Annotated in this window: 19 protein-coding genes; 7 read left to right on the top strand and 12 right to left on the bottom strand. The window is 61.1% G+C overall.

Translation table 11 applies throughout. The annotated features are described in order from the left end of the window. Positions 1-2: 2 nt before the first annotated feature. Genes copD through ACEN93_RS05445 form a run of 3 tightly spaced genes read right to left on the bottom strand, consistent with a single transcriptional unit; the run spans position 3 to position 1,708 of the window. Entirely contained in the window at positions 3-860 is an 858-nt protein-coding gene (gene copD, locus ACEN93_RS05455; protein ID WP_490840900.1) for a copper homeostasis membrane protein CopD, read from the bottom strand. 3 nt (positions 861-863) lie between these two features. Then, positions 864-1,226: a copper homeostasis periplasmic binding protein CopC gene (copC, locus tag ACEN93_RS05450; protein ID WP_495611157.1), complete on the bottom strand. Its 363-nt coding sequence runs from the start codon at positions 1,224-1,226 to the stop codon at positions 864-866. 47 nt (positions 1,227-1,273) lie between these two features. Beyond that, the gene (locus ACEN93_RS05445) at positions 1,274-1,708 is read right to left on the bottom strand and encodes a GNAT family N-acetyltransferase (protein WP_495611156.1); all 435 of its coding nucleotides are present in this window, start codon (positions 1,706-1,708) and stop codon (positions 1,274-1,276) included. 147 nt (positions 1,709-1,855) lie between these two features. Between ACEN93_RS05445 and ACEN93_RS05440 the strand changes: the two genes are divergently transcribed. Then, on the top strand, positions 1,856-2,476 hold the full coding sequence (locus ACEN93_RS05440; protein ID WP_007952885.1) for a TetR/AcrR family transcriptional regulator: 621 nt from the start codon (positions 1,856-1,858) through the stop codon (positions 2,474-2,476). 124 nt (positions 2,477-2,600) lie between these two features. Here the strand turns inward: ACEN93_RS05440 and preA are convergent, their stop codons facing one another. The 3 genes from preA to hydA all read right to left on the bottom strand — a co-directional run bounded on the left by preA (position 2,601) and on the right by hydA (position 6,866). Further along, positions 2,601-3,875 carry an NAD-dependent dihydropyrimidine dehydrogenase subunit PreA gene (preA, locus tag ACEN93_RS05435; protein WP_103385958.1) on the bottom strand — a complete coding sequence of 425 codons (1,275 nt, stop codon included), beginning with the start codon at positions 3,873-3,875 and terminating at the stop codon, positions 2,601-2,603. Next, on the bottom strand, positions 3,876-5,243 hold the full coding sequence (locus tag ACEN93_RS05430; RefSeq protein WP_495611155.1) for an NAD(P)-dependent oxidoreductase: 1,368 nt from the start codon (positions 5,241-5,243) through the stop codon (positions 3,876-3,878). It lies immediately after the preceding gene. Positions 5,244-5,426: 183 nt separating this feature from the next. Then, positions 5,427-6,866, bottom strand: coding sequence for a dihydropyrimidinase (gene hydA, locus ACEN93_RS05425; protein ID WP_085648341.1), 1,440 nt, complete (start codon positions 6,864-6,866; stop codon positions 5,427-5,429). 621 nt (positions 6,867-7,487) lie between these two features. Here hydA and ACEN93_RS05420 point away from each other — a divergent pair. Continuing rightward, complete coding sequence (locus ACEN93_RS05420; RefSeq protein ID WP_074688805.1) at positions 7,488-8,972, top strand: NCS1 family nucleobase:cation symporter-1; 1,485 nt, start codon at positions 7,488-7,490, stop codon at positions 8,970-8,972. Between the two features lie 129 nt (positions 8,973-9,101). After that, positions 9,102-10,385, top strand: a complete 1,284-nt coding sequence (locus tag ACEN93_RS05415) for a Zn-dependent hydrolase (RefSeq protein ID WP_495611154.1) — start codon at positions 9,102-9,104, stop codon at positions 10,383-10,385. 60 nt (positions 10,386-10,445) lie between these two features. On the opposite strand, the gene ACEN93_RS05410 is transcribed toward ACEN93_RS05415, so the two are convergent. Beyond that, positions 10,446-10,652 (bottom strand): hypothetical protein, encoded by a 207-nt coding sequence (locus tag ACEN93_RS05410; RefSeq protein ID WP_039767201.1) that lies wholly within the window; start codon positions 10,650-10,652, stop codon positions 10,446-10,448. Between the two features lie 170 nt (positions 10,653-10,822). On the opposite strand from ACEN93_RS05410, the gene ACEN93_RS05405 reads away from it, so the two are divergent. The 3 genes from ACEN93_RS05405 (at position 10,823) to ACEN93_RS05395 (ending at position 14,255) form a co-directional block, all read left to right on the top strand. Next, on the top strand, positions 10,823-12,313 hold the full coding sequence (locus ACEN93_RS05405; protein ID WP_495611153.1) for a PAS domain S-box protein: 1,491 nt from the start codon (positions 10,823-10,825) through the stop codon (positions 12,311-12,313). Positions 12,314-12,503: 190 nt separating this feature from the next. Then, complete coding sequence (locus ACEN93_RS05400; RefSeq protein ID WP_085667570.1) at positions 12,504-12,746, top strand: DUF1652 domain-containing protein; 243 nt, start codon at positions 12,504-12,506, stop codon at positions 12,744-12,746. 912 nt (positions 12,747-13,658) lie between these two features. Beyond that, complete coding sequence (locus ACEN93_RS05395; protein WP_254778409.1) at positions 13,659-14,255, top strand: trimeric intracellular cation channel family protein; 597 nt, start codon at positions 13,659-13,661, stop codon at positions 14,253-14,255. Positions 14,256-14,301: 46 nt separating this feature from the next. On the opposite strand, the gene ACEN93_RS05390 is transcribed toward ACEN93_RS05395, so the two are convergent. Both ACEN93_RS05390 and ACEN93_RS05385 read right to left on the bottom strand, forming a co-directional pair. After that, a complete protein-coding gene (locus ACEN93_RS05390; RefSeq protein WP_039767192.1) occupies positions 14,302-15,069 on the bottom strand; it encodes an SDR family oxidoreductase in 768 nt (255 codons plus the stop codon). Positions 15,070-15,107: 38 nt separating this feature from the next. After that, on the bottom strand, positions 15,108-16,175 hold the full coding sequence (locus tag ACEN93_RS05385; protein ID WP_039767189.1) for a phosphotransferase family protein: 1,068 nt from the start codon (positions 16,173-16,175) through the stop codon (positions 15,108-15,110). 190 nt (positions 16,176-16,365) lie between these two features. On the opposite strand from ACEN93_RS05385, the gene ACEN93_RS05380 reads away from it, so the two are divergent. Next, positions 16,366-16,761: a DUF4280 domain-containing protein gene (locus ACEN93_RS05380; RefSeq protein ID WP_103385961.1), complete on the top strand. Its 396-nt coding sequence runs from the start codon at positions 16,366-16,368 to the stop codon at positions 16,759-16,761. A gap of 1 nt (position 16,762) precedes the next feature. On the opposite strand, the gene ACEN93_RS05375 is transcribed toward ACEN93_RS05380, so the two are convergent. The 3 genes from ACEN93_RS05375 to ACEN93_RS05365 are packed head-to-tail and all read right to left on the bottom strand — an operon-like array spanning position 16,763 to position 20,261. Next, positions 16,763-17,305, bottom strand: a complete 543-nt coding sequence (locus tag ACEN93_RS05375) for a toxin-antitoxin system YwqK family antitoxin (RefSeq protein WP_039767184.1) — start codon at positions 17,303-17,305, stop codon at positions 16,763-16,765. A gap of 12 nt (positions 17,306-17,317) precedes the next feature. Continuing rightward, the gene (locus tag ACEN93_RS05370; protein WP_495611152.1) at positions 17,318-19,327 is read right to left on the bottom strand and encodes a type VI secretion system Vgr family protein; all 2,010 of its coding nucleotides are present in this window, start codon (positions 19,325-19,327) and stop codon (positions 17,318-17,320) included. 19 nt (positions 19,328-19,346) lie between these two features. Continuing rightward, entirely contained in the window at positions 19,347-20,261 is a 915-nt protein-coding gene (locus ACEN93_RS05365; protein ID WP_414882825.1) for an endonuclease/exonuclease/phosphatase family protein, read from the bottom strand. Positions 20,262-20,278: the final 17 nt, after the last annotated feature.

Genomic DNA, 20,278 nt, shown 5'->3' with positions numbered 1-20,278 from the left:
CCTCAGGCGGCGGTCATCGGCGGCAAGGTGCCAAGCACGGAAACCGCCGCCACGGCGCCGATCCCCAGCAGCCATTCGAGCACGACGCTGCGCTTGAGGGTGTCGATCCGCTGTTCGCAATCGTTGATTTGCAGGCGATTGAACAGCGCCAGGGCGAGCATGCCAAACACCAGCAGCGCCTTGATCAACAGGATCAGGGCGAAGCCCGAGAACAGCGGTGTCGGCCACCATTGGCCGGTGAGCACGCGCACGTTGATCAGCCCGGTGATCAGCAGGCCGGCGACCAGTGCGTAACCGAGCCCGCTGAAACGCTGCAAGACTTCGCGCATGTCTTTGTCAGGTTGGCGCAGGATCATTACCAGCATCAGCAGCCCGCCGAGCCAGGCGCCGACGCAGGTCAAATGAATGACCTGATTGAGGATCAGCATCTGGCCACTGAAGCCGTCGAGCATCGCCCCGTGTCCGACCGGTGCCAGCGTCATCAGCAGCAGCGCACTCAGGCCCAGCCGCAATGGCCGGCTCGAACGCCACGGCGTAAACAGCAACGCCAGCAACAGCGCATTGATCAACAGATGCCAGCGCCAGACCTGACCGAAAAACGTATGACCGAGAACCAGCTCGACGGTGGGCGGATCAAACGCGGCCGCCGCCGAACCGGCCATGCTTGCGGTAATCAACAACGCCCAGATGACGCCGCTGGCCAGGGCAATCGCCGCCAGCCAGCGAGTCAGTCGCGCCAGCTGCCGATCCAGAAGCGGCGCTTCACCTTTGAGCAGCAGCGGCCGGAACAGCCAGGCCCCGAACAGCATCAACACCACTATGAAATGCAGAAACCGGCACAGCACCAGCGCTTCGCTCATGAATTACTGGCCAACCTTGAACTGATAGGCGCCTTCGCTCTTGTGCGTGTCGACCGACACCGCGTGCCATTCGACCTTGTATTCGCCAGCGGTCAGCGGTGCTTCGGGGGTGACGATCAGGGTTTTCCTGTCACCTTCGGTGGTCAGCGGTTTGACCGCCACCGGCTTGCCGTCGTGGGTCACGGTGACTTTGGTGAAGCTGGCTTCGACGCCTTCGGAAAACACCAGACGCAGATCCGCCGGTGCCGCGACGGTGCTGTCGGCGGCCGGAATCTGACTTTTCAGATGGGCGTGGGCAAAGGCCTGGGAAGTGACGATCAGCGAAGCCAGCAGCGCGCCAGCGGTGAACAGTTTTTTCATCGACATGGAAAGATTCCTTTCAGTGAAATGGCGGGCTGAGTATAGAACCTGGATCACAGGGCTTTCAGGCGCATGTGAATGACCGGAAAGGGCCGGCCTTCGCCGTCGAGTGCCGAGCGGCCGATGTCTTCGAATCCGTAGTGCCGATAGAAGCCGTGGGCTTGCGGGTTCTGTTCGTTGACGTCGACCTTCAGCAGTGGGCGGCGGACATGGTCGAGCAAGCGTCGGCCGATGCCCTGGCCACGGTGAGCCGGGTCAATGAACAGCATTTGTACGGTGTCGTCATCGGTGGCGATGAAGCCTGCCGGGGAGTGGCCGGGGTTCTCGAAAACCTGCACGTCCAGGGCGGGCAGGTAGGTGTCACGCACCAGCGGGAACAGCCGGTGGATGTCGTCTTCCGGGAGGAAATCGTGGGTGGCGCGGACCGAGCGCTCCCACAGTGCGGCGAGCTGCGGATCATCCGCAGCGATGCGCTTTCGAATGGTCATGGACAGGATCCTTCAGTGTCTGACGGGGAGAAGGAGGGCGATCCTAAACCAGAAAAAAGCGCAAGTGTGTGAAGAATCGTTCTCGGCTGTCGCCCCTTGCCCAGAGCGGATGCTAGTCTTCAACAACGTTGTCTTCAGGGAGCCCTCATGGGCAATCACAAGATCGAAATCCGCCGCACCAACGTCGACAAGATCCTGCTGGCGGCGGAAAAAGTCTTCGCCGAAAAAGGTTTCGGCGGCACCGCCATGGCGGACATTGCTGCTGAAGTGCAGCTGCCGCGTTCCAACCTGCATTACTACTTTTCGACCAAGAGCGAGCTGTACAGCGCGGTGCTGTTCGACCTGCTGGAAGTGTGGAAGCAGGACGCGCTGTGCTTCGAGATGTTCGACGATCCGCGCGTGGTGCTCAGCAGCTATATCCGCGCCAAGATGAACCACTCGCGCAGCCGGCCTTACGGGTCGAAAGTCTGGGCCAACGAAATCATCCACGGCGCGCCGACCCTCGGCGAGGCGCTGGATGTGAGCCTGTATGACTGGGCGAAGATGAAGGAGGCGAAGATCCGCCAGTGGGTCGAGGACAAGCGGATTCTGCCGGTGGAGCCGTCGAGCCTGCTGTACATGATCTGGGCCTCGACGCAGCACTATGCGGACTTTGATCATCAGGTGAATATTCTGAATGAGCACCAGCCGTTGTCGGACATGCAGTTCGAACGGGCGGTGCAGACGGTGACTAGCGTGATTTTGCGGGGGATCGGATTAGAACCGTAACTGATCGTTCCCACGCTCTGCGTGGGAATGCCTCAAGGGACGCTCCGCGTTCCAGTGGGACGCAGAGCGTCCCGGGCTGCATTCCCACGCGGACGGTTCGACGCCTCGACGCGGGAACGATCATTCAAGGGCTGACGTGATACGGATTACGCGGATCATGATTCCAGTCCAGAAACGGCTTGCCCGTTTCCATCGGCACCATCTCGATGCAATCCGCCACCGGACAGGTGATCTGACACAGATTGCACCCCACACACTCGTCATCGATCACTTCATATTGATGCGTGCCATCGGCCTGCTTCAGGCTGCTGATCGCCTGGTGTGAGGTGTCCTCGCAGGCAATGTGACAACGCCCGCAACCGATGCATGCCTCCTGGTCGATCTTCGCGATCACCTGATAGTTGATGTCCAGGTACTTCCAGTCCGTGGTGTTACCCACCGCGCGCCCGGAAAACTCCGCGATGCTGGCGTAACCCTGACTGTCCATCCACCGCGACAAACCATCCTTCATTTCATCGACAATCCGGAAACCATGCAGCATCGCCGCCGTGCACACCTGCACCGCGCCGCTCCCGAGTGCGATGAACTCCGCCGCGTCACGCCAACTGCCGATGCCGCCGATGCCGCAGATCGGCAGGCCCTGGGTCTGCGGATCGCGGGCGATTTCCGCGACCATGTTCAGCGCGATGGGCTTCACTGCCGAGCCGCAATAACCGCCGTGGGTGCTTTTGCTGCCGACGGTGGGCAGGGCGACCATGTGTTCGAGGTCGACGCTGGTGATCGAGTTGATGGTGTTGATCAGCGACACCGCATCGGCGCCGCCACGGTGTGCAGCGCGGGCGGCGACGCGGATGTCGGTGATGTTCGGCGTCAGTTTGACGATCACCGGCAGCGAGCAATAGGTCTTGCACCAGCGCGTCACCTGCTCGACGTACTCCGGCACCTGACCGACCGCCGCGCCCATGCCGCGTTCGGGCATGCCGTGGGGGCAGCCGAAATTCAGTTCGATGCCATCGGCGCCGGTGGCTTCCACCAGCGGCAGGATGTGTTTCCACGACTCTTCGACGCACGGCACCATCAGCGAAACGATCAGCGCGCGGTCCGGCCAATCCTTTTTCACCTGAGTGATTTCCCGCAGGTTGATTTCCAGCGAGCGGTCGGTGATCAGTTCGATGTTGTTGATGCCCAGCACTTCGCGGTTGGCGCCGTAATGCGCCGAATAACGCGACGACACGTTGACCGCCGCCGGGTCTTCACCCAGGGTTTTCCAGACCACGCCGCCCCAACCGGCCTCGAAGGCGCGCACCACGTTGTAGGCCTTGTCGGTCGGCGGCGCGGAGGCCAGCCAGAACGGATTGGGGGCTTTGATACCGGCGAAGACAATCGAGAGATCGGCCATTTACGCAGCCTCCACGTTGAGCATCAGTTGAGCGTTGATCGCCTCGGCGGCGCGTTTGCCGTGTTGCACCGCTTGCACGGTCAGGTCCTGATCGAGGCTGGTGCAGTCGCCGCCGGCATAGACGCCGGGGATGCTGGTGCGCAGGTTTTCATCGACCTGGATGCGTTCGCCCTGACGTTTGAGTTCGCGGGCCAGCGGGTCGGCAAGGGCGCTGCCGTCGAAGGCCTGACCGATGGCTTTGAAGATCGCATCGGCGGCCAACTCGAACGTTTCGCCAGTGGTTTGCAGGCGACCGTCCACCAGATGGGTGCGGGCGAAGCGCATGCCGCGCACCTTGCCGTGGGCATCGAGCAGCACCTCATCCGGTTGCGCCCAGGTCAGCAGCCGCACCTGATTGGCCTTGGCGATGTCCTGCTCGTGGCCGGTGGCGCCCATGTCCGCCGCGCCACGGCGATAGACCAGATTGACGTCGCGGGCGCCGAGGCGGGCCATTTGCACGGCCATGTCGATGGCGGTATTGCCGGCGCCGAGGACGATGCAGCGCTCGGCCAGCGGCAGTTGCGACAGGTCGTCGGCCTGGCGCAGTTCGCGGATGTAGTCGGTGGCGGCGAGCAGGCCAGGGGCTTCTTCGTGGGCCAGGCCGAGTTGCTTGCTGGCGTTCAGGCCGAGGCCGAGGAACACCGCGTCGAACTGTTGGTGCAATTCGCTGAGGGTCAGATTCTCACCGAGTTTCTGTCCGTGGCGGATTTCGATGCCGCCGATCTGCAGGAGGAAATCCAGCTCCTTCTGCGCGTAGTCGTCGACCAGTTTGTATTTGGCGATCCCGTATTCGTTGAGCCCGCCAGCCTTCTCCCGCGCTTCGAAAATCACCACGTCGTGACCGTGCATGGCGCTGCGATGGGCACAGGACAAACCCGCCGGGCCGGCACCGACCACGGCGATGCGTTTGCCCGTCACGGCGGCGCGTTGGAATGGATGTTCGGTGAAGTTCGCGTTGTCCACGGCGTAGCGTTGCAGCAGGCCGATCAGCACCGGCGCGCATTCGTGGGCGTTGTTGCGCACGCAGGCTTGCTGGCAGAGGATCTCGGTCGGACAGACCCGGGCGCAACTGCCGCCAAGGATGTTCGCCGAGAGGATTTTCTGCGCCGCGCCGGGCACGTTGTCCTGATGGATATTGCGGATGAACGACGGAATGTCGATCTCGCTCGGGCACGCGTTCACGCACGGGGCGTCGTAGCAATACAGGCAGCGCGAGGCTTCCAGATGCGCCTGACGGTCGTTGAGCGGCGGCGCCAGATCAGTGAAATGGCCGGCGAGGGCGGCCGCACTTTCTTGCGGGTGCGGGAGATGGTTCAGGGTCTCGATCACGGTTTTTTGCCTCACGGTTAATTGAGGTTTTCTGCCTCTGTCGGGCAGTGGTTAGATCATCTGTTGATCGTTCCCACGCTCCGCGTGGGAATGCAGCCCGTGACGCTCCGCGTCACTGGACGCAGAGCGTCCCTTGAGGCATTCCCACGCAGAGCGTGGGAACGATCATCGGTAATCCAGGGATCAGCGTTTCACGGCAACCGGGCGATGCAACTCCGCCCGCTTGCTCAGCAAATCAAACACCGCCGGATACGCCGGCCGTTCGATATACCGGCCCGCCCCACGCTCGGCGCGCAGGTCGCCGTCGGCCCAGACCACCCGGCCCTGGCTGACGGTATGGCTCGGTACGCCGGTCACGGTCTTGCCTTCGAAGATGTTGAAGTCCACCTGCTGATGGTGGGTCTTGGCGGAGATGGTGCGGGTGCCTTGCGGGTCCCACAGCACCAGGTCGGCATCGGCGCCGACGCGGATCGCGCCCTTGCGCGGATAGAGATTGAAGATTTTCGCGGTGTTGGTGGAGGTGAGGGCGACGAAGTCCTGCATCGACAACCGCCCCGAGTTCACCCCTTCATCCCACAACACCGCCATGCGGTCTTCGATGCCGGCGGTGCCGTTGGGGATCTTGCTGAAATCGTCGCGGCCGGCGGCTTTCTGCTCGGCGCAGAAGCAGCAATGGTCGGTGGCGGTGGTGTGCAGATTGCCGCTCTGCAAGCCATGCCAAAGCGCGTCCTGATGCCCGCGCGGACGGAACGGCGGGCTCATCACGTAACCGGCGGCGGTCTGCCAGTCCGGGTGCTGGTAGACACTGTCGTCCAGCAGCAGATGCCCGGCCAGCACTTCGCCGTAAACCGGTTGGCCCTTGCTGCGGGCATAGGTGATTTCGTCGAGGGCTTCCTTGGTCGAGACGTGCACCAGGTACAGCGGCGTGCCGATGGTTTCAGCGATCCGGATTGCCCGGCTCGCGGCTTCGCCTTCAACCTGCGATGGCCGCGACAGTGGATGCGCTTCCGGCCCGGTGATGCCCTGGGCCATCAACTTGCGTTGCAGGTGATAGACCAGCTCGCCGTTTTCCGCGTGCACGGTCGGCACCGCGCCGAGTTCCAGGCAGCGCTCGAAGCTCGCCACCAGCGTGTCGTCGGCGGCCATGATCGCGTTCTTGTAAGCCATGAAATGCTTGAAGCTGTTGATCCCGTGATGGCTGACCAGCTCGGCCATTTCCTCCCGCACCTGCTCGCTCCACCAGGTGATCGCGACGTGGAAGCCGTAGTCGGACGCGGACTTCTCCGCCCAGCCGCGCCATTGGTGAAAGGCTTCGAGCAGCGACTGCTGCGGATTGGGAATCACGAAATCGATGATCGAGGTGGTGCCGCCGGCCAGGCCTGCGGCGGTTCCGCTGTAGAAATCTTCGCTGGCCACGGTGCCCATGAACGGGAGTTGCATGTGGGTGTGCGGATCGATGCCGCCGGGCATCAGGTATTGACCGCTGCCGTCGAGCACTTCGGCGCCGGCGGGAACATCCAGGTTTTCACCAATGGCTTTGATCACGCCGTCGGCGCAATAGACATCGGCGCGGTAACTTTCATCATGGGTAACAACGGTGGCGCCACGGATCAACAGAGACATTCCGAGTTCCTCGCAGGCATGACCGACTTGTGCCGGCTCTAGTGTTTTATTGTTTGCGGCGCCAGATGCGTAATCTTGTCAGCGCTGTCAGGAATAGACGCTAGTCGCAGTTCTGCAATTGATCAAGATTATTTTTTATAAGCTTATGACTGTTTTAACTTGTTGATAAATAACGATAAAAATACAAAATCACCAAAATGGTGAGGCACTTCACCATTTTGACGCACTTGACAGGTTGGAAATATGAGCAAGATTTCCTATGTGAAATCAGCCGCTTGAAGTTGAGCTGCGGGTGATGCGTTCTAAAGAAAAATAATGCAGTGCACCAGATTGAGTCCTGACAGTTCGGACAACTTGCCTGGCATTTAGCCTGAGTGTTCAGTCAAGTTTTCGCGGCCTCACAAGGTGAATAATTAAAACTGATAAACATCAGTCAGTTACAAAAAGATCGAAGCACGGCCCCAGCGCCAAGCGGTTCCCCCGGCACGTTTATTGATGCCGCCGCTGACACCATGGCCGGTGCATGAAAGTTGTCAGTTCCTCCGGCCATCGTCCGGCTCGCACCTGCGTGTGCAGCCGCCTGATGAGCAAAAAAATAATCAGAAGAACAGTGGAGCGGCCATGCAACAGAACAGATCGCAAGTGACCGAGCGCGACGGCTTGTTCGAACTCGAAGCCGGCAGCGACGTCCTCGACAGTCCCCGTTACAACCACGACATGGCACCGACCAAGGTGCGCGAACGAACCTGGAACAAATGGCACATCACTGCGCTGTGGGTCGGCATGTCGATCTGCGTGCCGACCTACACCCTCGGTGGTGTGCTCACCGCGTATTTCGGCCTCACCGTCGGCGAAGCCTTGCTGGCGATTCTGTTTGCCAACGTCATCGTCCTGATTCCCCTCACGCTCAATGCGTTTCCCGGCACCAAGTACGGGATTCCGTTTCCGGTGCTGCTGCGATCGTCGTTCGGGATTCTCGGCTCCAACGTGCCGTGCCTGATCCGGGCGCTGGTGGCGTGCGGCTGGTTCGGCATTCAGACCATGTTCGGCGGGCTGGCGATTCACCTGTTTCTCGGGTCGGTGTTCGACGGCTGGAAATCCCTCGGCGGGACGGGGGAGGTGATCGGTTTCATGGTCTTCTGGGCGCTCAACCTGTGGGTGGTGATCCGCGGCGCCGAGTCGATCAAATGGCTGGAAACCCTGTCGGCGCCGCTGCTGGTGGCGGTCGGCATCGGGTTGCTGGTGTGGGCCATGCCCAATGTGTCGATGACTGAATTGCTGGCGATCCCGCCGAAGCGTCCCGAAGGCGCGAGCGTGGTCAGCTACTTCGCCGCCGGGCTGACGGCGATGGTCGGTTTCTGGGCCACGTTGTCGCTGAACATTCCTGACTTCAGCCGTTATGCCCGCAGCCAGAAGGATCAGATCCTCGGGCAGATTTTCGGCCTGCCGCTGACCATGTTCCTGTTCGCCGCGCTGGGCGTGGTGATGACCGCTGCTTCGGTGAAACTGGTGGGCGTCAGCGTCTCCGATCCGGTGACGCTGATCGGCCATATCCAGAGCCCGGTGTGGGTCGCGGTGGCCATGGCGCTGATCATCATCGCGACGCTGTCGACCAACACCGCCGCCAACATCGTCTCGCCAACCAACGACTTCCAGAACATCGCGCCGAAGGTGATCAACCGCACCAAAGCGGTGATTCTCACGGGGTTCGTCGGGCTGGCGCTGATGGGTCATGAACTGCTGAAGAAGCTTGGGCTGATCGTCTCCGATGTCAGCCTGGAAACCGTGTATTCGAACTGGCTGCTGGGCTATTCCAGCCTGCTCGGGCCAATTGCCGGGATCATGGTGGTGGACTATTTCCTGATCAAGAAACAGCAACTGGACCTGGCCGGTCTGTACCGCGACGACGTGTACCCGGCGTGGAACTGGGCCGGGTTCATCGCCTTCGGCGTGCCGGTGGTGCTGACCCTGCTGTCGCTGGGCAGCAGCGCATTCAGCTGGTTCTACAGCTACGGCTGGTTCACCGGCTCGGCGCTGGGCGGGTTGATCTATTACGGGTTGTGCGCGATGCGTGCGACGCCTTCGGTAGTGAAATCACCGGTGTAGCAGATGATCGTTCCCACGTTCCGCGTGGGAATGCAGCCCGGGACGCTCCGCGTCCCCACAGCGGACGCAGAGCGTCCATGGATGAATTCCCACGCAGAGCGTGGGAACCAACTGCCTGAGGAGATCCCCATGAACGCAGCCGTAGACGTTCTGCAATCGACCCATCAGCACATCAACCGCGACCGCTTGTGGGCGTCGCTCATGGAACTGGCCAAGCTCGGCGCCACGGTCAAAGGCGGGGTCTGTCGCCTGGCCCTGACCGACCTCGACCGCCAGGCCCGCGACCTGTTCGTGCAGTGGTGCAAGGACGCCGGTTGCAACGTCACGGTCGATGAAGTCGGCAACATCTTCGCCCGTCGCCCCGGGCGTAACCCGAACCTGCCACCGGTGATGACCGGCAGCCACATCGACACCCAGCCCACCGGCGGCAAGTTCGATGGTTGCTTCGGTGTGCTCGCCGGGGTCGAGGTTCTGCGCACCCTCAACGACCTCGGCGTGGAAACCGAGGCACCGCTGGAAGTGGTGGTCTGGACCAACGAAGAAGGCTCGCGCTTCGCCCCGTGCATGATGGGCTCCGGCGTGTTTGCGGAAAAATTCACCCTCGAAGAAACCCTGGCCAAGGTCGATGCCGACGGCGTCACGGTTGGCGAAGCACTGAACGCCATCGGCTACGCCGGGACGCGCAAGGTCAGCGGGCACAAGGTCGGCGCCTATTTCGAAGCACATATCGAGCAAGGCCCGATCCTGGAGGACGAACAGAAAACCATCGGCGTAGTACTCGGCGCACTGGGGCAGAAGTGGTTCGACCTGAAACTGCGCGGCGTCGAAGCCCACGCCGGCCCGACCCCGATGCACCTGCGCAAGGATGCACTGGTTGGCGCCTCGGTGATCGTCGGCGCGGTCAATCGCGCTGCCCTCGGCCACCAACCCCACGCGTGCGGGACCGTCGGTTGCCTGCAAGCCTATCCCGGCTCGCGCAACGTCATCCCCGGCGAAGTACGCATGACCCTCGATTTCCGGCATCTGGAACCGGCACGCCTCGACTCGATGATCGCCGACGTCAAGCAAGTCATCGAAGCCACCTGCGAAGAACACGGCCTGACCTATGAACTGACCCCGACCGCCGACTTCCCGCCGCTGTACTTCGAAAAAGGCTGCGTCGAAGCCGTGCGCGGCGCCGCCAAAGGTCTGGGCCTGTCGCACATGGACATCGTCAGTGGCGCCGGCCACGACGCGATTTTCCTCGCTGAACTGGGCCCGGCCGGGATGATCTTCGTGCCGTGCGAAGGCGGCATCAGCCACAACGAAATCGAAAACGCCGCGCCGGACGATCTGGCGGCCGGGTGTGCGGTGTTGCTGCGGGCGATGCTGGCGGCTTCGGCGGCGGTGGCGGGCAAGCAACGCGCGGCGTAAAGCCAGGGCTGGGTAGTCAAGAGACTGTGGCGATCTGGCAGATCGCCACAGACACCCGGCTCAAGTTGTTCTTTTGTGGCTCAGCTCTGCCTTGCGCCGTTCCTTGCCATCCGGGCTGCCGATGTTCAACAGCCTTCTTTCGATCATCACGTTTTCCAGTGCCTGCCGCTCTGCCGGGTCCATCTGGTGTTCGCGCTTTTTCAGCTCCAACAGAATGGGTGTGGACCACGTGCGATAGGTCCGTTCGGTAATACGGTCGCTCGTCATTTGTCTCTCCTTGATCAGATGCCCGGCCGCAGGCGCGGACACAATCCGTCGAGGTATTAACGTTAGACGAGAAAGCCGCGAGGCGCGAATAGTCAACGCTCAATCGTGGTTGGCACGATCACAACCGTCCGCGGTCGTAAATTTCACATGCGCGAACTTGTGGAGAATCAATGAGCCGGGACGTCCTGACCACCGAAACCAATCGCCGTCAGTTGCAGCAAATCATTGCCGGGCTGTCCGACGGGGTGATTCTGTTGGAGATCGACCAGACGATTCTCTGGGCCAACGAGGCGGCGCTGGCGATGCATGGTGTCAGCCGCATCGGCGAGTTGGGCAACAACGCCGGGGAATATGCCGAGCGCTTCAATCTGCGGTATCGCAACAACCACGCGTTGGCACCGGAGCAGTACCCGATCTGCCGTGTGGCCGCCGGCGAAACCTTCAGCGACGTGCTGGTCGAAGTCTCCCCGTGCAGTGACGAGGAACGCACCTGGGTGCACAGTGTGCGCAGCATGGTGCTGACCGATCGCGATGGCGAGGTCGAGTCGCTGGTGCTGATCATGAGCGACGTCACCGATTGGGCCAACGCCGAGCAACGCTTCGAAAAAACCTTCAATGCCAACCCGGCGCCGGCGGTGATCTGCCGCCTCAGCGACCTGCGTTACATCAAGGTCAATCCGGGGTTTCTGGAAATGACCGGCTACGCCCGCGATCAGGTGATCGGCGCCTCGACCTATGAGCTGGACATTCTCGAACGGGCCGAGCGCAAGGACCTGGCGATCCAGCGCCTGCGTGATGTCGCGACCATTCCGCAGATGCAGGCCGAACTGCGTCTGCCGGACGGTGGCAGCAAACAGGTTATCGTCGCCGGCCAGCCGTTGGTGCTCAACGACGAAGACTGCATGCTGTTTTCGTTCGTCGACATGGAGCCACGGCACAAGGCCGAGGTCGCCCTGCGCCAGAGTGAGGAGCGGTTCGCCAAGGCCTTTCGCCTGACGCCGGTGCCGATCCTGATTTGCAGTGCCGACGAGCAGCGGCTGATCGATGTCAACCAGGCCTTCCTCGATACCTTGGCTTACGACAGCGACGACGTGCTCGGCAAGACCGTCGCGCAACTGGACTTCATCGATGAACAGGCTGAGCGCGCCCGGTTGCTGGCGGCGCTGGAGAAGACCGGCCGGGTCGATCGCGCCGATATGCGAATCCGCAAGAAAAACGCCGAAGTGCTGGAGTGCGCGGTGTCCGCTGACACCGTCAACATCCAGGACACGGTGTGCTATCTGCTGGTGCTGATGGACATCACCGAGCGCAAGCACACTGAGCTTGAACTGGTGGCAGCGATTGAAGAGGTGATGAAGGATGCGTCGTGGTTCAGCCGCACGCTGATCGAAAAGCTGGCCAATGTGAAGAAGATCAACTCGCCGCAGTTGCCCAGCGTTTCGTTCACCGATCTCACCGCCCGCGAGCGCGATGTTCTGGGGCTGATCTGCGAGGGGCTGGCGGACAAGGAAATTGCTGCACGGTTGAAACTGGCGCCGAATACAGTGCGCAATCATGTGGCGACGGTTTATTCCAAGCTGGATGTGCACAGCCGCAGCGAGGCGATTGTCTGGGCCCGCGAACGGGGGTTGTTCTCGGGGAGCAGCCGGGGGCAGCGGTAAGGTGCAAATGCACTAGTTCATGGGGTGCAAATTCGGGTGTCTGACAAGGCAGGCTGTTCTTAGGCTGGTGGGGTGCGATGCGGGTTTCGTTCGTGATCGTGTCCCTTCCGTCGTTGTTATTGGATCAGACCATGAATGTGTTGTTTGTCATTGAACCTGGCGTGTTGCGTCGATTTTCGGAGCTGGCGCAATGATTTATCTGACGCAGTTGCGGGCGCAACTTGAGCGTAGTTTTTCGCCGTTGGCTTGTGAGTGTGTGGTGGATGGGGATCATTCGCTTACGGTGAAGTTGTATCACCCGGCTTCAGGGCAGGTTGATCTGGTGATTAGTGGGTTGAGTCTGGATGCGTTGCGTACTTCGGAGGCGGTGGATGCTTTGGTTGATGAGTTGCGGTATGAGCTTGAGAGTAATTCTTTGCGTTCGCCCAGTTAAACTTGGCGGCCTTTGGGCCGACCAGGTTCTTGTTCGGTTTGGGTGAATATCCGTTGCTGCGGTAACGGCTTCTTGGGGTTCCGCCCTTACGGCGGGTCACTTTTGGCAAACGCCCCAAAAGTAACCAAAAGGTCTCTAACCCTGACGTACGGCCCCTCGCTAAGGCTCGGGGTTCCTTCGCTCCGGGATTGATCCGGGGGCATCGCCTCCGGTTTGCTTCGCTGCACCTCCTCTCGATGTGTTTGGCTTCGCCAAACGGTCGCTGCGCTCCCACCCCCCGGATCAATCCCTCCACTCAGCCTGCCGACGGGCCCTGCGATCAAAAGCGGTGCTCGAGCTAACGCTCATCGTGGTGAGTGGTGAAGAGCGCTAAGCCGACTTGTTTGATCGTTCCCACGCTCCGCGTGGGAATGCAGCCCGGGACGCTCTGCGTCCCAATCCGACTTTCACCTGTGAGTGATGGCTTGTCGGCGGTGGCGATGGATCAGTCGACTCATTCCGAAAATCGACAGCAAATCCTGCCAGTTCGAGCCATTTAACTGGCACTCACCCCCCACTGGTCTATAAGGAATGAGTGGTTCGGTTTCCATAGCCGGGCGTTGTCCTGCTCGGCGACGGGAGTTTTCTTCCATTCATCGCGGGTCATCCTATGAACAATCCTGGGAAACGCGTGTGTGCTTCGTTGTTGTCGGCTTTCGGTCTGGTGCTGCTCAGTGGTTGTGCCAGTCCTCCACCCCCTCCGCCGGCCGCGCCGCCCCCGCCACCTGAGCGCACTTGTCAGGTCATGTAAAATCCCGCGGGCGCGGGTGATGCCTATGCCGACGGGCAAGTGACTCGACACATCACCAAGACCCGTTGCGTCACTCAATAAGCCGGGCGCCGTTAAAGGCGCGGGTCGAGTGGATTGTGCTGGTGGCCGATCTGGTTGGCACCGCAGTCTTCGCCGTGGAAGGCGCGATTGCGGCGATGCGCAGTCAGCTCGATCTGCTCGGGGTGATGGTAATTGCGTTCATTGTCGCGCTCGGTGGCGGGGTGACGCGTGATCTGTTGATCGGTGCCACGCCGCCCAAGGCTGTGGCGGACTGGCGCTATCCGGCGCTCGCATTTGCCATGGGCGGGGTGGCGTTTGTTTTTCATGAGCGGGTGCTGGGCTGGTCCGGTTCGACCCTGATCGTGCTGGATGCGGCGGGATTGGCGCTGTTTGCCGTGGCCGGGGCGCAGAAGGCGTTGAATTTCGGGATCTCGCCGTTTGTGGCCATGTTGATGGGCACGATTACCGGGGTCGGTGGCGGGGTGCTGCGTGACATTGTGCTGGCGCGGGTGCCGGTGGTGTTGCAGGCGGATCTGTATGCCAGCTCGGCGTTTGTCGGGGCGGCAGTGTTGATCGTCGGGCGCAGGCTGGGTGTGCCACCGGTGGCGGCTGCATTGCTGGCCGGGGCGGCGTGTCTGTTGTTGCGGTTGTTGTCGGTGCATTTCGGCTGGCAGTTGCCGAAGGTTCTGGAGGCATGAAGAGGGCAGCCCTCGGGCTGCCCTTTTCTTTTGCGTCAGAAGCGGCTCAGGACAGGAATCCGCCGTCCACGTTCAGCGCCACGCCGGTGGTGTAGCTCGACGCGTCGCTCGCCAGGTACAGCACGGCGCCGGCCATTTCGCTTGGGTCGGCTACGCGCTTGAGTGGGATCTGCGTCAGGGCCTGTTTCAGGATCGCGTCGTTTTTCACCAGGGCCGAGGCGAATTTGGTGTCGGTCAGGCCCGGTAGCAGGGCGTTGCAGCGGATGCCGAACTGCGCGCATTCCTTGGCGAAGACTTTGGTCATGTTGATCACGGCGGCCTTGGTCACCGAGTAGATGCCCTGGAAGATCCCCGGCGAAATGCCGTTGATCGAGGCCACGTTGATGATGCTGCCGCCGCCGTTTTCGCGCATCAGCTTGCCGGCTTCCACCGACATGAAGAAGTAGCCGCGGATGTTCACGTCGACAGTTTTCTGGAAGGCGCCAAGGTCGGTGTCCAGCACGTTGCAGAACTGCGGGTTGGTCGCGGCGTTGTTGACCAGGATGTCCAGCCGGCCGAACTGTTCCTTGATTCCGGCGAAGACCTGGCTGATCTGCTCCATTTCGCCGATGTGGCAGGCGATCGCAGTGGCCTTGCCGCCGGCGGCGATGATGGCGTCGGCCACGTGCTGGCAGCCTTCGAGTTTGCGGCTCGAAACGATCACATGTGCGCCTTGCTGGGCCAGCAGTTTGGCGATGGCTTCACCGATGCCACGGCTGGCGCCGGAGACGAAAGCGATCTTGCCGTCGAGGTCGAACAACTGAGTCTTGGACATGGGATTCCCTTGTAGTAAGCCTTGTTATAACGCCGTCATCAGAGGCTGGATTTGGCAATGACCTGCAGGCTCATCTGCTCCAGCAGTTTGTTCATGTGAATGAACTGCGCGAAGCGTTTGTCCTGGGTCTGGCCATGGAAGAAGCGGTAGTAGATCTGCTGCACGATGCCGGCCAGGCGGAACAGGCCGTAGGTGTAGTAGAAGTCGAAATTGTCGATCTGGATGCCCGAGCGTTCGGCGTAATAGTCGACGAATTCGCGGCGCGTCAGCATGCCCGGCGCGTGGCTCGGCTGGCGGCGCATCAGTTGCACCGGTGCCGGGTCGTCGGCCTGGATCCAGTAGGCGAGGGTGTTGCCCAGGTCCATCAGCGGATCGCCGAGGGTGGTGAGTTCCCAGTCGAGCACGCCGATGATCTGCATCGGGTTGTTCGGGTCGAGGATGACGTTGTCGAAGCGGTAGTCGTTGTGGACGATGCTGGAGGTCGGGTGGTCGGCCGGCATCTTGTCGTTGAGCCAGGCTTTGACCTGTTCCCAGTGCGGTGCGTCCGGGGTCAGGGCTTTTTCGTAACGCTCGCTCCAGCCTTTGATCTGGCGGGCGACATAGCCTTCGGGTTTGCCCAGGTCGCCCAGGCCGCAGGCGTTGTAATCGACCCGGTGCAGCTCGACGAAACGGTCGATGAAGCTCTTGCACAGGGCTTCGGTTTTCGCCGAATCCAGCCCCAGCTCCGGCGGCAGGTCCGAGCGCAGAATGATCCCCTTGACCCGTTCCATCACATAGAACTCGGCGCCGATCACCGAATCGTCGGTGCAGTGCACGTAGGCTTTCGGGCAATACGGGAAACCGTCGCGCAACTGGTTGAGGATGCGGAATTCGCGGCCCATGTCGTGGGCGGACTTGGCCTTGTGGCCGAACGGCGGACGACGCAGGACGAATTCCTGCTCCGGGTATTCCAGCAGGTAGGTCAGGTTCGACGCGCCGCCGGGAAACTGGCTGATCTGCGGCGTGCCTGTCAGGCCCGGAATGTGCGCCTTGAGGTACGGATCGATCAGGCTGGCATCGAGTTCTTCGCCAGAGCGGATACGGGTGGACTGGTCAGTAAGCGCCATGCTTATCCCTTCTGCTTATTTTGGAGGCCAGACATCATTGGCTAATCTAATGGCGCGCTCGGGCGGTCACAAGCGCGGTTCGGTCTTATAGGTTAGCGTGTTGGACGATAATCACCTTTGGGAATGTGCGCGGCAGGCCGCTGGCGACTAAGGTTTAGCGCAGATGCCTTGTTCACAAAGGAGCTTTGAAATGGGCTGCCCGCAAGTCTGTGCCAGCGCCACCCTGCAATGCAGTTTCGGCGCCGCACCGGCGGTGCTCAACGTGCTGCCGGTCAACCGCACGCTCACCGGCGGGATGCCGGCGGCGAACATCATGGATCATATTCCGCTGGTCAACGTCACCACCTTCGGCATGTGCATGAGCATGGCCAACCCGATGGTCGCCGCTGCCACGGCTGCGGCATTGGGCGTGTTGACGCCGATGCCATGCATTCCCGCTACCGCCACGCCGTGGATTCCCGGCGGCGCTCCGACGTTGCTGCTGGGCGGGATGCCGGCGATCGATGCCAACAGCACATTGATATGCAACTGGGCGGGGGTGATCAAGATTGTGATGCCGGGGCAGATGCAGATGTTGATTCCCTGATTCAGGCTTGCTGTGGATCCGTCCACTTGCGCAACCACCAGCGCACCCGGGAAATCGGCTTGCCATCGGCATCCAGCGGCCGCCCGTCCTCGGCAAATCCTTGTTCCGGTTCCATCAACTGTCCATTCAGATAGCGCGCATCCACCGCCGGGTTGCCATTGGGATGAAACCGTTGATAGCGCCCCTCACGCACGCCATCGCGATAGAACTCGGCCTCCGCTACTTTCCCGTCGGGAAAGTAGTTGAATGCCTCGCCATGCAACAGCCCGTGGCGGTAGGTGGCCTTGCGCTGTAACCAGCCCTCGGGTGCGTAGAAACTGGCGATGCCTTGCAGCTTGTCGCGCACGAACGGCATCTGCGCCGAGACCTTGCCGTTGGGGTGATAGAGCAGGGACGTACCCTGCAATTCGCCCTGGCTGTAATTCAGATCTGCCTGCGGGCGACCGTCATCCTTGATATTCAACGGGCCGTCGAGCTGGCCGTCCTGCAGACGCCCCTTGAGGTGTTTGTCGTCCTGCTGCAGGTCCAGCAGTGTGATTGCCATGGCTTCTCCTTGTCAGTTGACCTGTACCAGTCCGCCCTTGATGGTCAGCATGCCGCCGCCGTCCACGGTCTGTGAAGCCGCGCCCTTGTTGGTCAGGCTGATACCGGCGTCGTTGGTCAGCGTCGTCCCGGCCTTGTTGTCCAGCGAGGTACCGGCCTGATTGGTCATGGCGGTGCCGGCCTTCTGGGTGATCGAGGTGCTGGCCGAAGTCGCCAGATCCGCGCCGCTCTTGATCGTGAAGCTGCCGCCACTTTGCAGGGTGAGGGTGCCGCTGACCTTGATCGTCAGGTTGCCATCCACCGTCAGGCTGTAATCGCCGGTGACCTTGTCGGTGTAGTTGCCGCCGGTACTGTGGTTCTGGTCGGCGCCGACCTTCACGGTGCGGCTGTCCTTCACATCGAGGCTGTCGCTGCCGGTCTGGATGGTCACGCTGCGTTTGCCTTTCTCCAGCGTCACGGTTTCATCGCCGTCCTTGACCGTGCGGGTGCGGGCGTTCTGTACCGTGAGGGTTTCGTCATGGCCGACGGTGGCGGTGGTGTCGTTGAGCACGTTGATCTTCAGATCTTTCTGCGCTTGCAGGAACACTTCTTCGGCGTCTTTCTTGTCCTCGAAACGCAGCTCGTTGAACCCGCCGCCACCCTTTGAAGATTGAGTCTTGATCCCGGATTGGGTCTGGTTCGCCGGCAAGGCATAGGGCAGGGCGTTGTCGCCGTTGTACACGCAACCGGTGACCAGCGGCCGGTCCGGGTCGCCGTCGATGAAGGTCACGATGACTTCCTGACCGATGCGCGGCACAAACTGCATGCCGAAACCCTTGCCGCTCCAGGGCAGCACCACGCGCACCCAGCAGGAACTGGTTTCATCGTTCTTGCCGTCGCGATCCCAGGGGAACTGCAACTTGATCCGACCGTATTCGTCGGTCCAGATTTCTTCGCCGGACTTGCCGACCACGACGGCGGTTTGTGGATGCATGCGCGGTTTTGGTGTGAGGCGTTGCGGACGAAATGGCGTGGCCTTGGGGATCGCTTCGAAGCGATTGCGATAGCTTTCGTGGCTGGCGTCGTGGGTCACCCGAGTGATGACCCAATCGATGTTCAGGGTCGCATCTTCGTGGCCGTCGAGGGTGAACCAGTGACCCGGAATCAGCCAGCGACAATCGCTCTCGCCGACGAAGCGTTTCTCTTCACTGCGCAAACCGTCGACCCGCTGCTTGGTCAACGCATCGCCCCGAGCCTTGGCGTTGTAACCGCCGGGATGTTCATAGATCGAACGCGGCCCGGCCACGGCTTCGGCCTGCCCGTATAGCGAAGTGGTCGGCGTGGTGAATTCGTAATCCGTTGCCTTGTACACGCCGGCCACCGCTTGCAGACACACCTGGCCTGAGCGGATGCCGTGCAACTCACGCTCACCCATTTGTTGACCCAGATACTTGACCTTCGGGCCGTTGGGGATCTGCACGAATGCATCGTTGCTATCACCCAGCACCAGCGTGTGCTTACCCTCGTCGTGGGTGAAAAACCAGAAGATGCCTTCCTCCTCCAGCAGCCGCGAGACGAAGGCGAAATCGGTCTCGCCGTACTGCACGCAGTATTCGCGTGGGGTGTAGCTGCCGGTCAGCGACAGCTTGAAGTCGGTAAAGCCGTGGGCCTTGAAAATCGTCGTGACGATGTCTGAAGTGGCGAGGTTCTGGAATACGCGGTTGTTGCTGGCCAGGGTCAGCCACCAAAGCCATGGCCTCAGAACCAGCTGATAGCGCTCGGCGGTCGCGTCGGCGGGGAGCTGGCGGATCTCGGCGACCAAAGCGTCGAAGGGACGGAGCTGGGCGTCGTTGTGCAGGGTGGTGGTAACGTGGGTGGCGATGGCACTGGTCAGGGTGAGGGAGGTACCGTCGTTGAGGCCGTTGAGGGTTTGCGAGCCCAGAACGTTCAGCGCTTCGTCGCCGGACAGCGAATCAGGGTAAAGCGCCGACAGCGAGGTGGCGGTGAGGGAGAGCGTAGTGTTGCTGTCGGTGGAACGGGGCATTGAACGACCTTTACGAGAGTTATTCGAGTGTAGCCTTGAGCGTGAACAGCACCGGGAAATGGTCGCTGCGAATGGCCTGGCCCAGGCAGCGCGGCGCGATGCTGACGGTGTTTCCATCCATGTCGCTTTCGATTTGAACGCTACCGTCGCAGCTTGCCTCCCAAGCGTGTGGGGCATGAACATAGGCGTAGTCGAGCATCAGCAGGATGGGCAGTATTTCGCAACGCTCGATGGCTTCCATGTTCATGTAGTGGTCGAGATAGGAATGCGGCGTATGGTGCATGTCCTGCCCGAATTCCTGGCGCAGGCGCAGTTCGTTGGTCGCCCGCTGCAAGGTGACATTACGTACGCTCAAATGGGTATAGCCGGCACCTTTGGGCAGTAATCTGCTCATGCCGAGCATTGTCTCGGGCCCTTCGACGGCATTCACGTTCAGATCGCCGCCAAAAAACAGCAACTGTTTGATACCCAGGTTATCGGCGTTGCTTTCGATGAAACCGATGGTGTCGAGAATGTTGCCGGGTGCCATGTAGGACGCGTTGGCGTGATAGAACGCAAAACCATAACTTGAAGCTTTGTGACGAATGATCAGCGGTGCGCGTTGCTCGGTGTCCGACAGAATGTAACGCTCGGTGACATCGTCGAACTCTTTGGCGATGGCATCGCGAATCAGCACCATGGAACCGAGAGTGGTGTGTTTCTTCTTGCCTCCTTCCTGCGCGAGCACTGAGGCGAGGGAGTAGCTGCCCATCAAGTCGCTGACCAGACTTTCATTGATCGATCCGGTTTTGCCCACTTCAAACAGAGCAATAATGTCTGGCTTCTTTTGCTGAATGAAATAGTCCAGAAACTGCTTTTTATCCGAATACGCGCTGGAAAGCTTGGCCCGCTGATTATCGAAGTGCTGCGTATTCCAGATCATGATCGAGTACATGCAACGCTCCTTCTGCA

The sequence above is a fragment of the Pseudomonas sp. Pseusp21 genome, from assembly GCF_059492145.1.
Note: the sequence above shows the minus strand (reverse complement) of the source record. Positions and strands in the feature narration are given on the sequence as shown.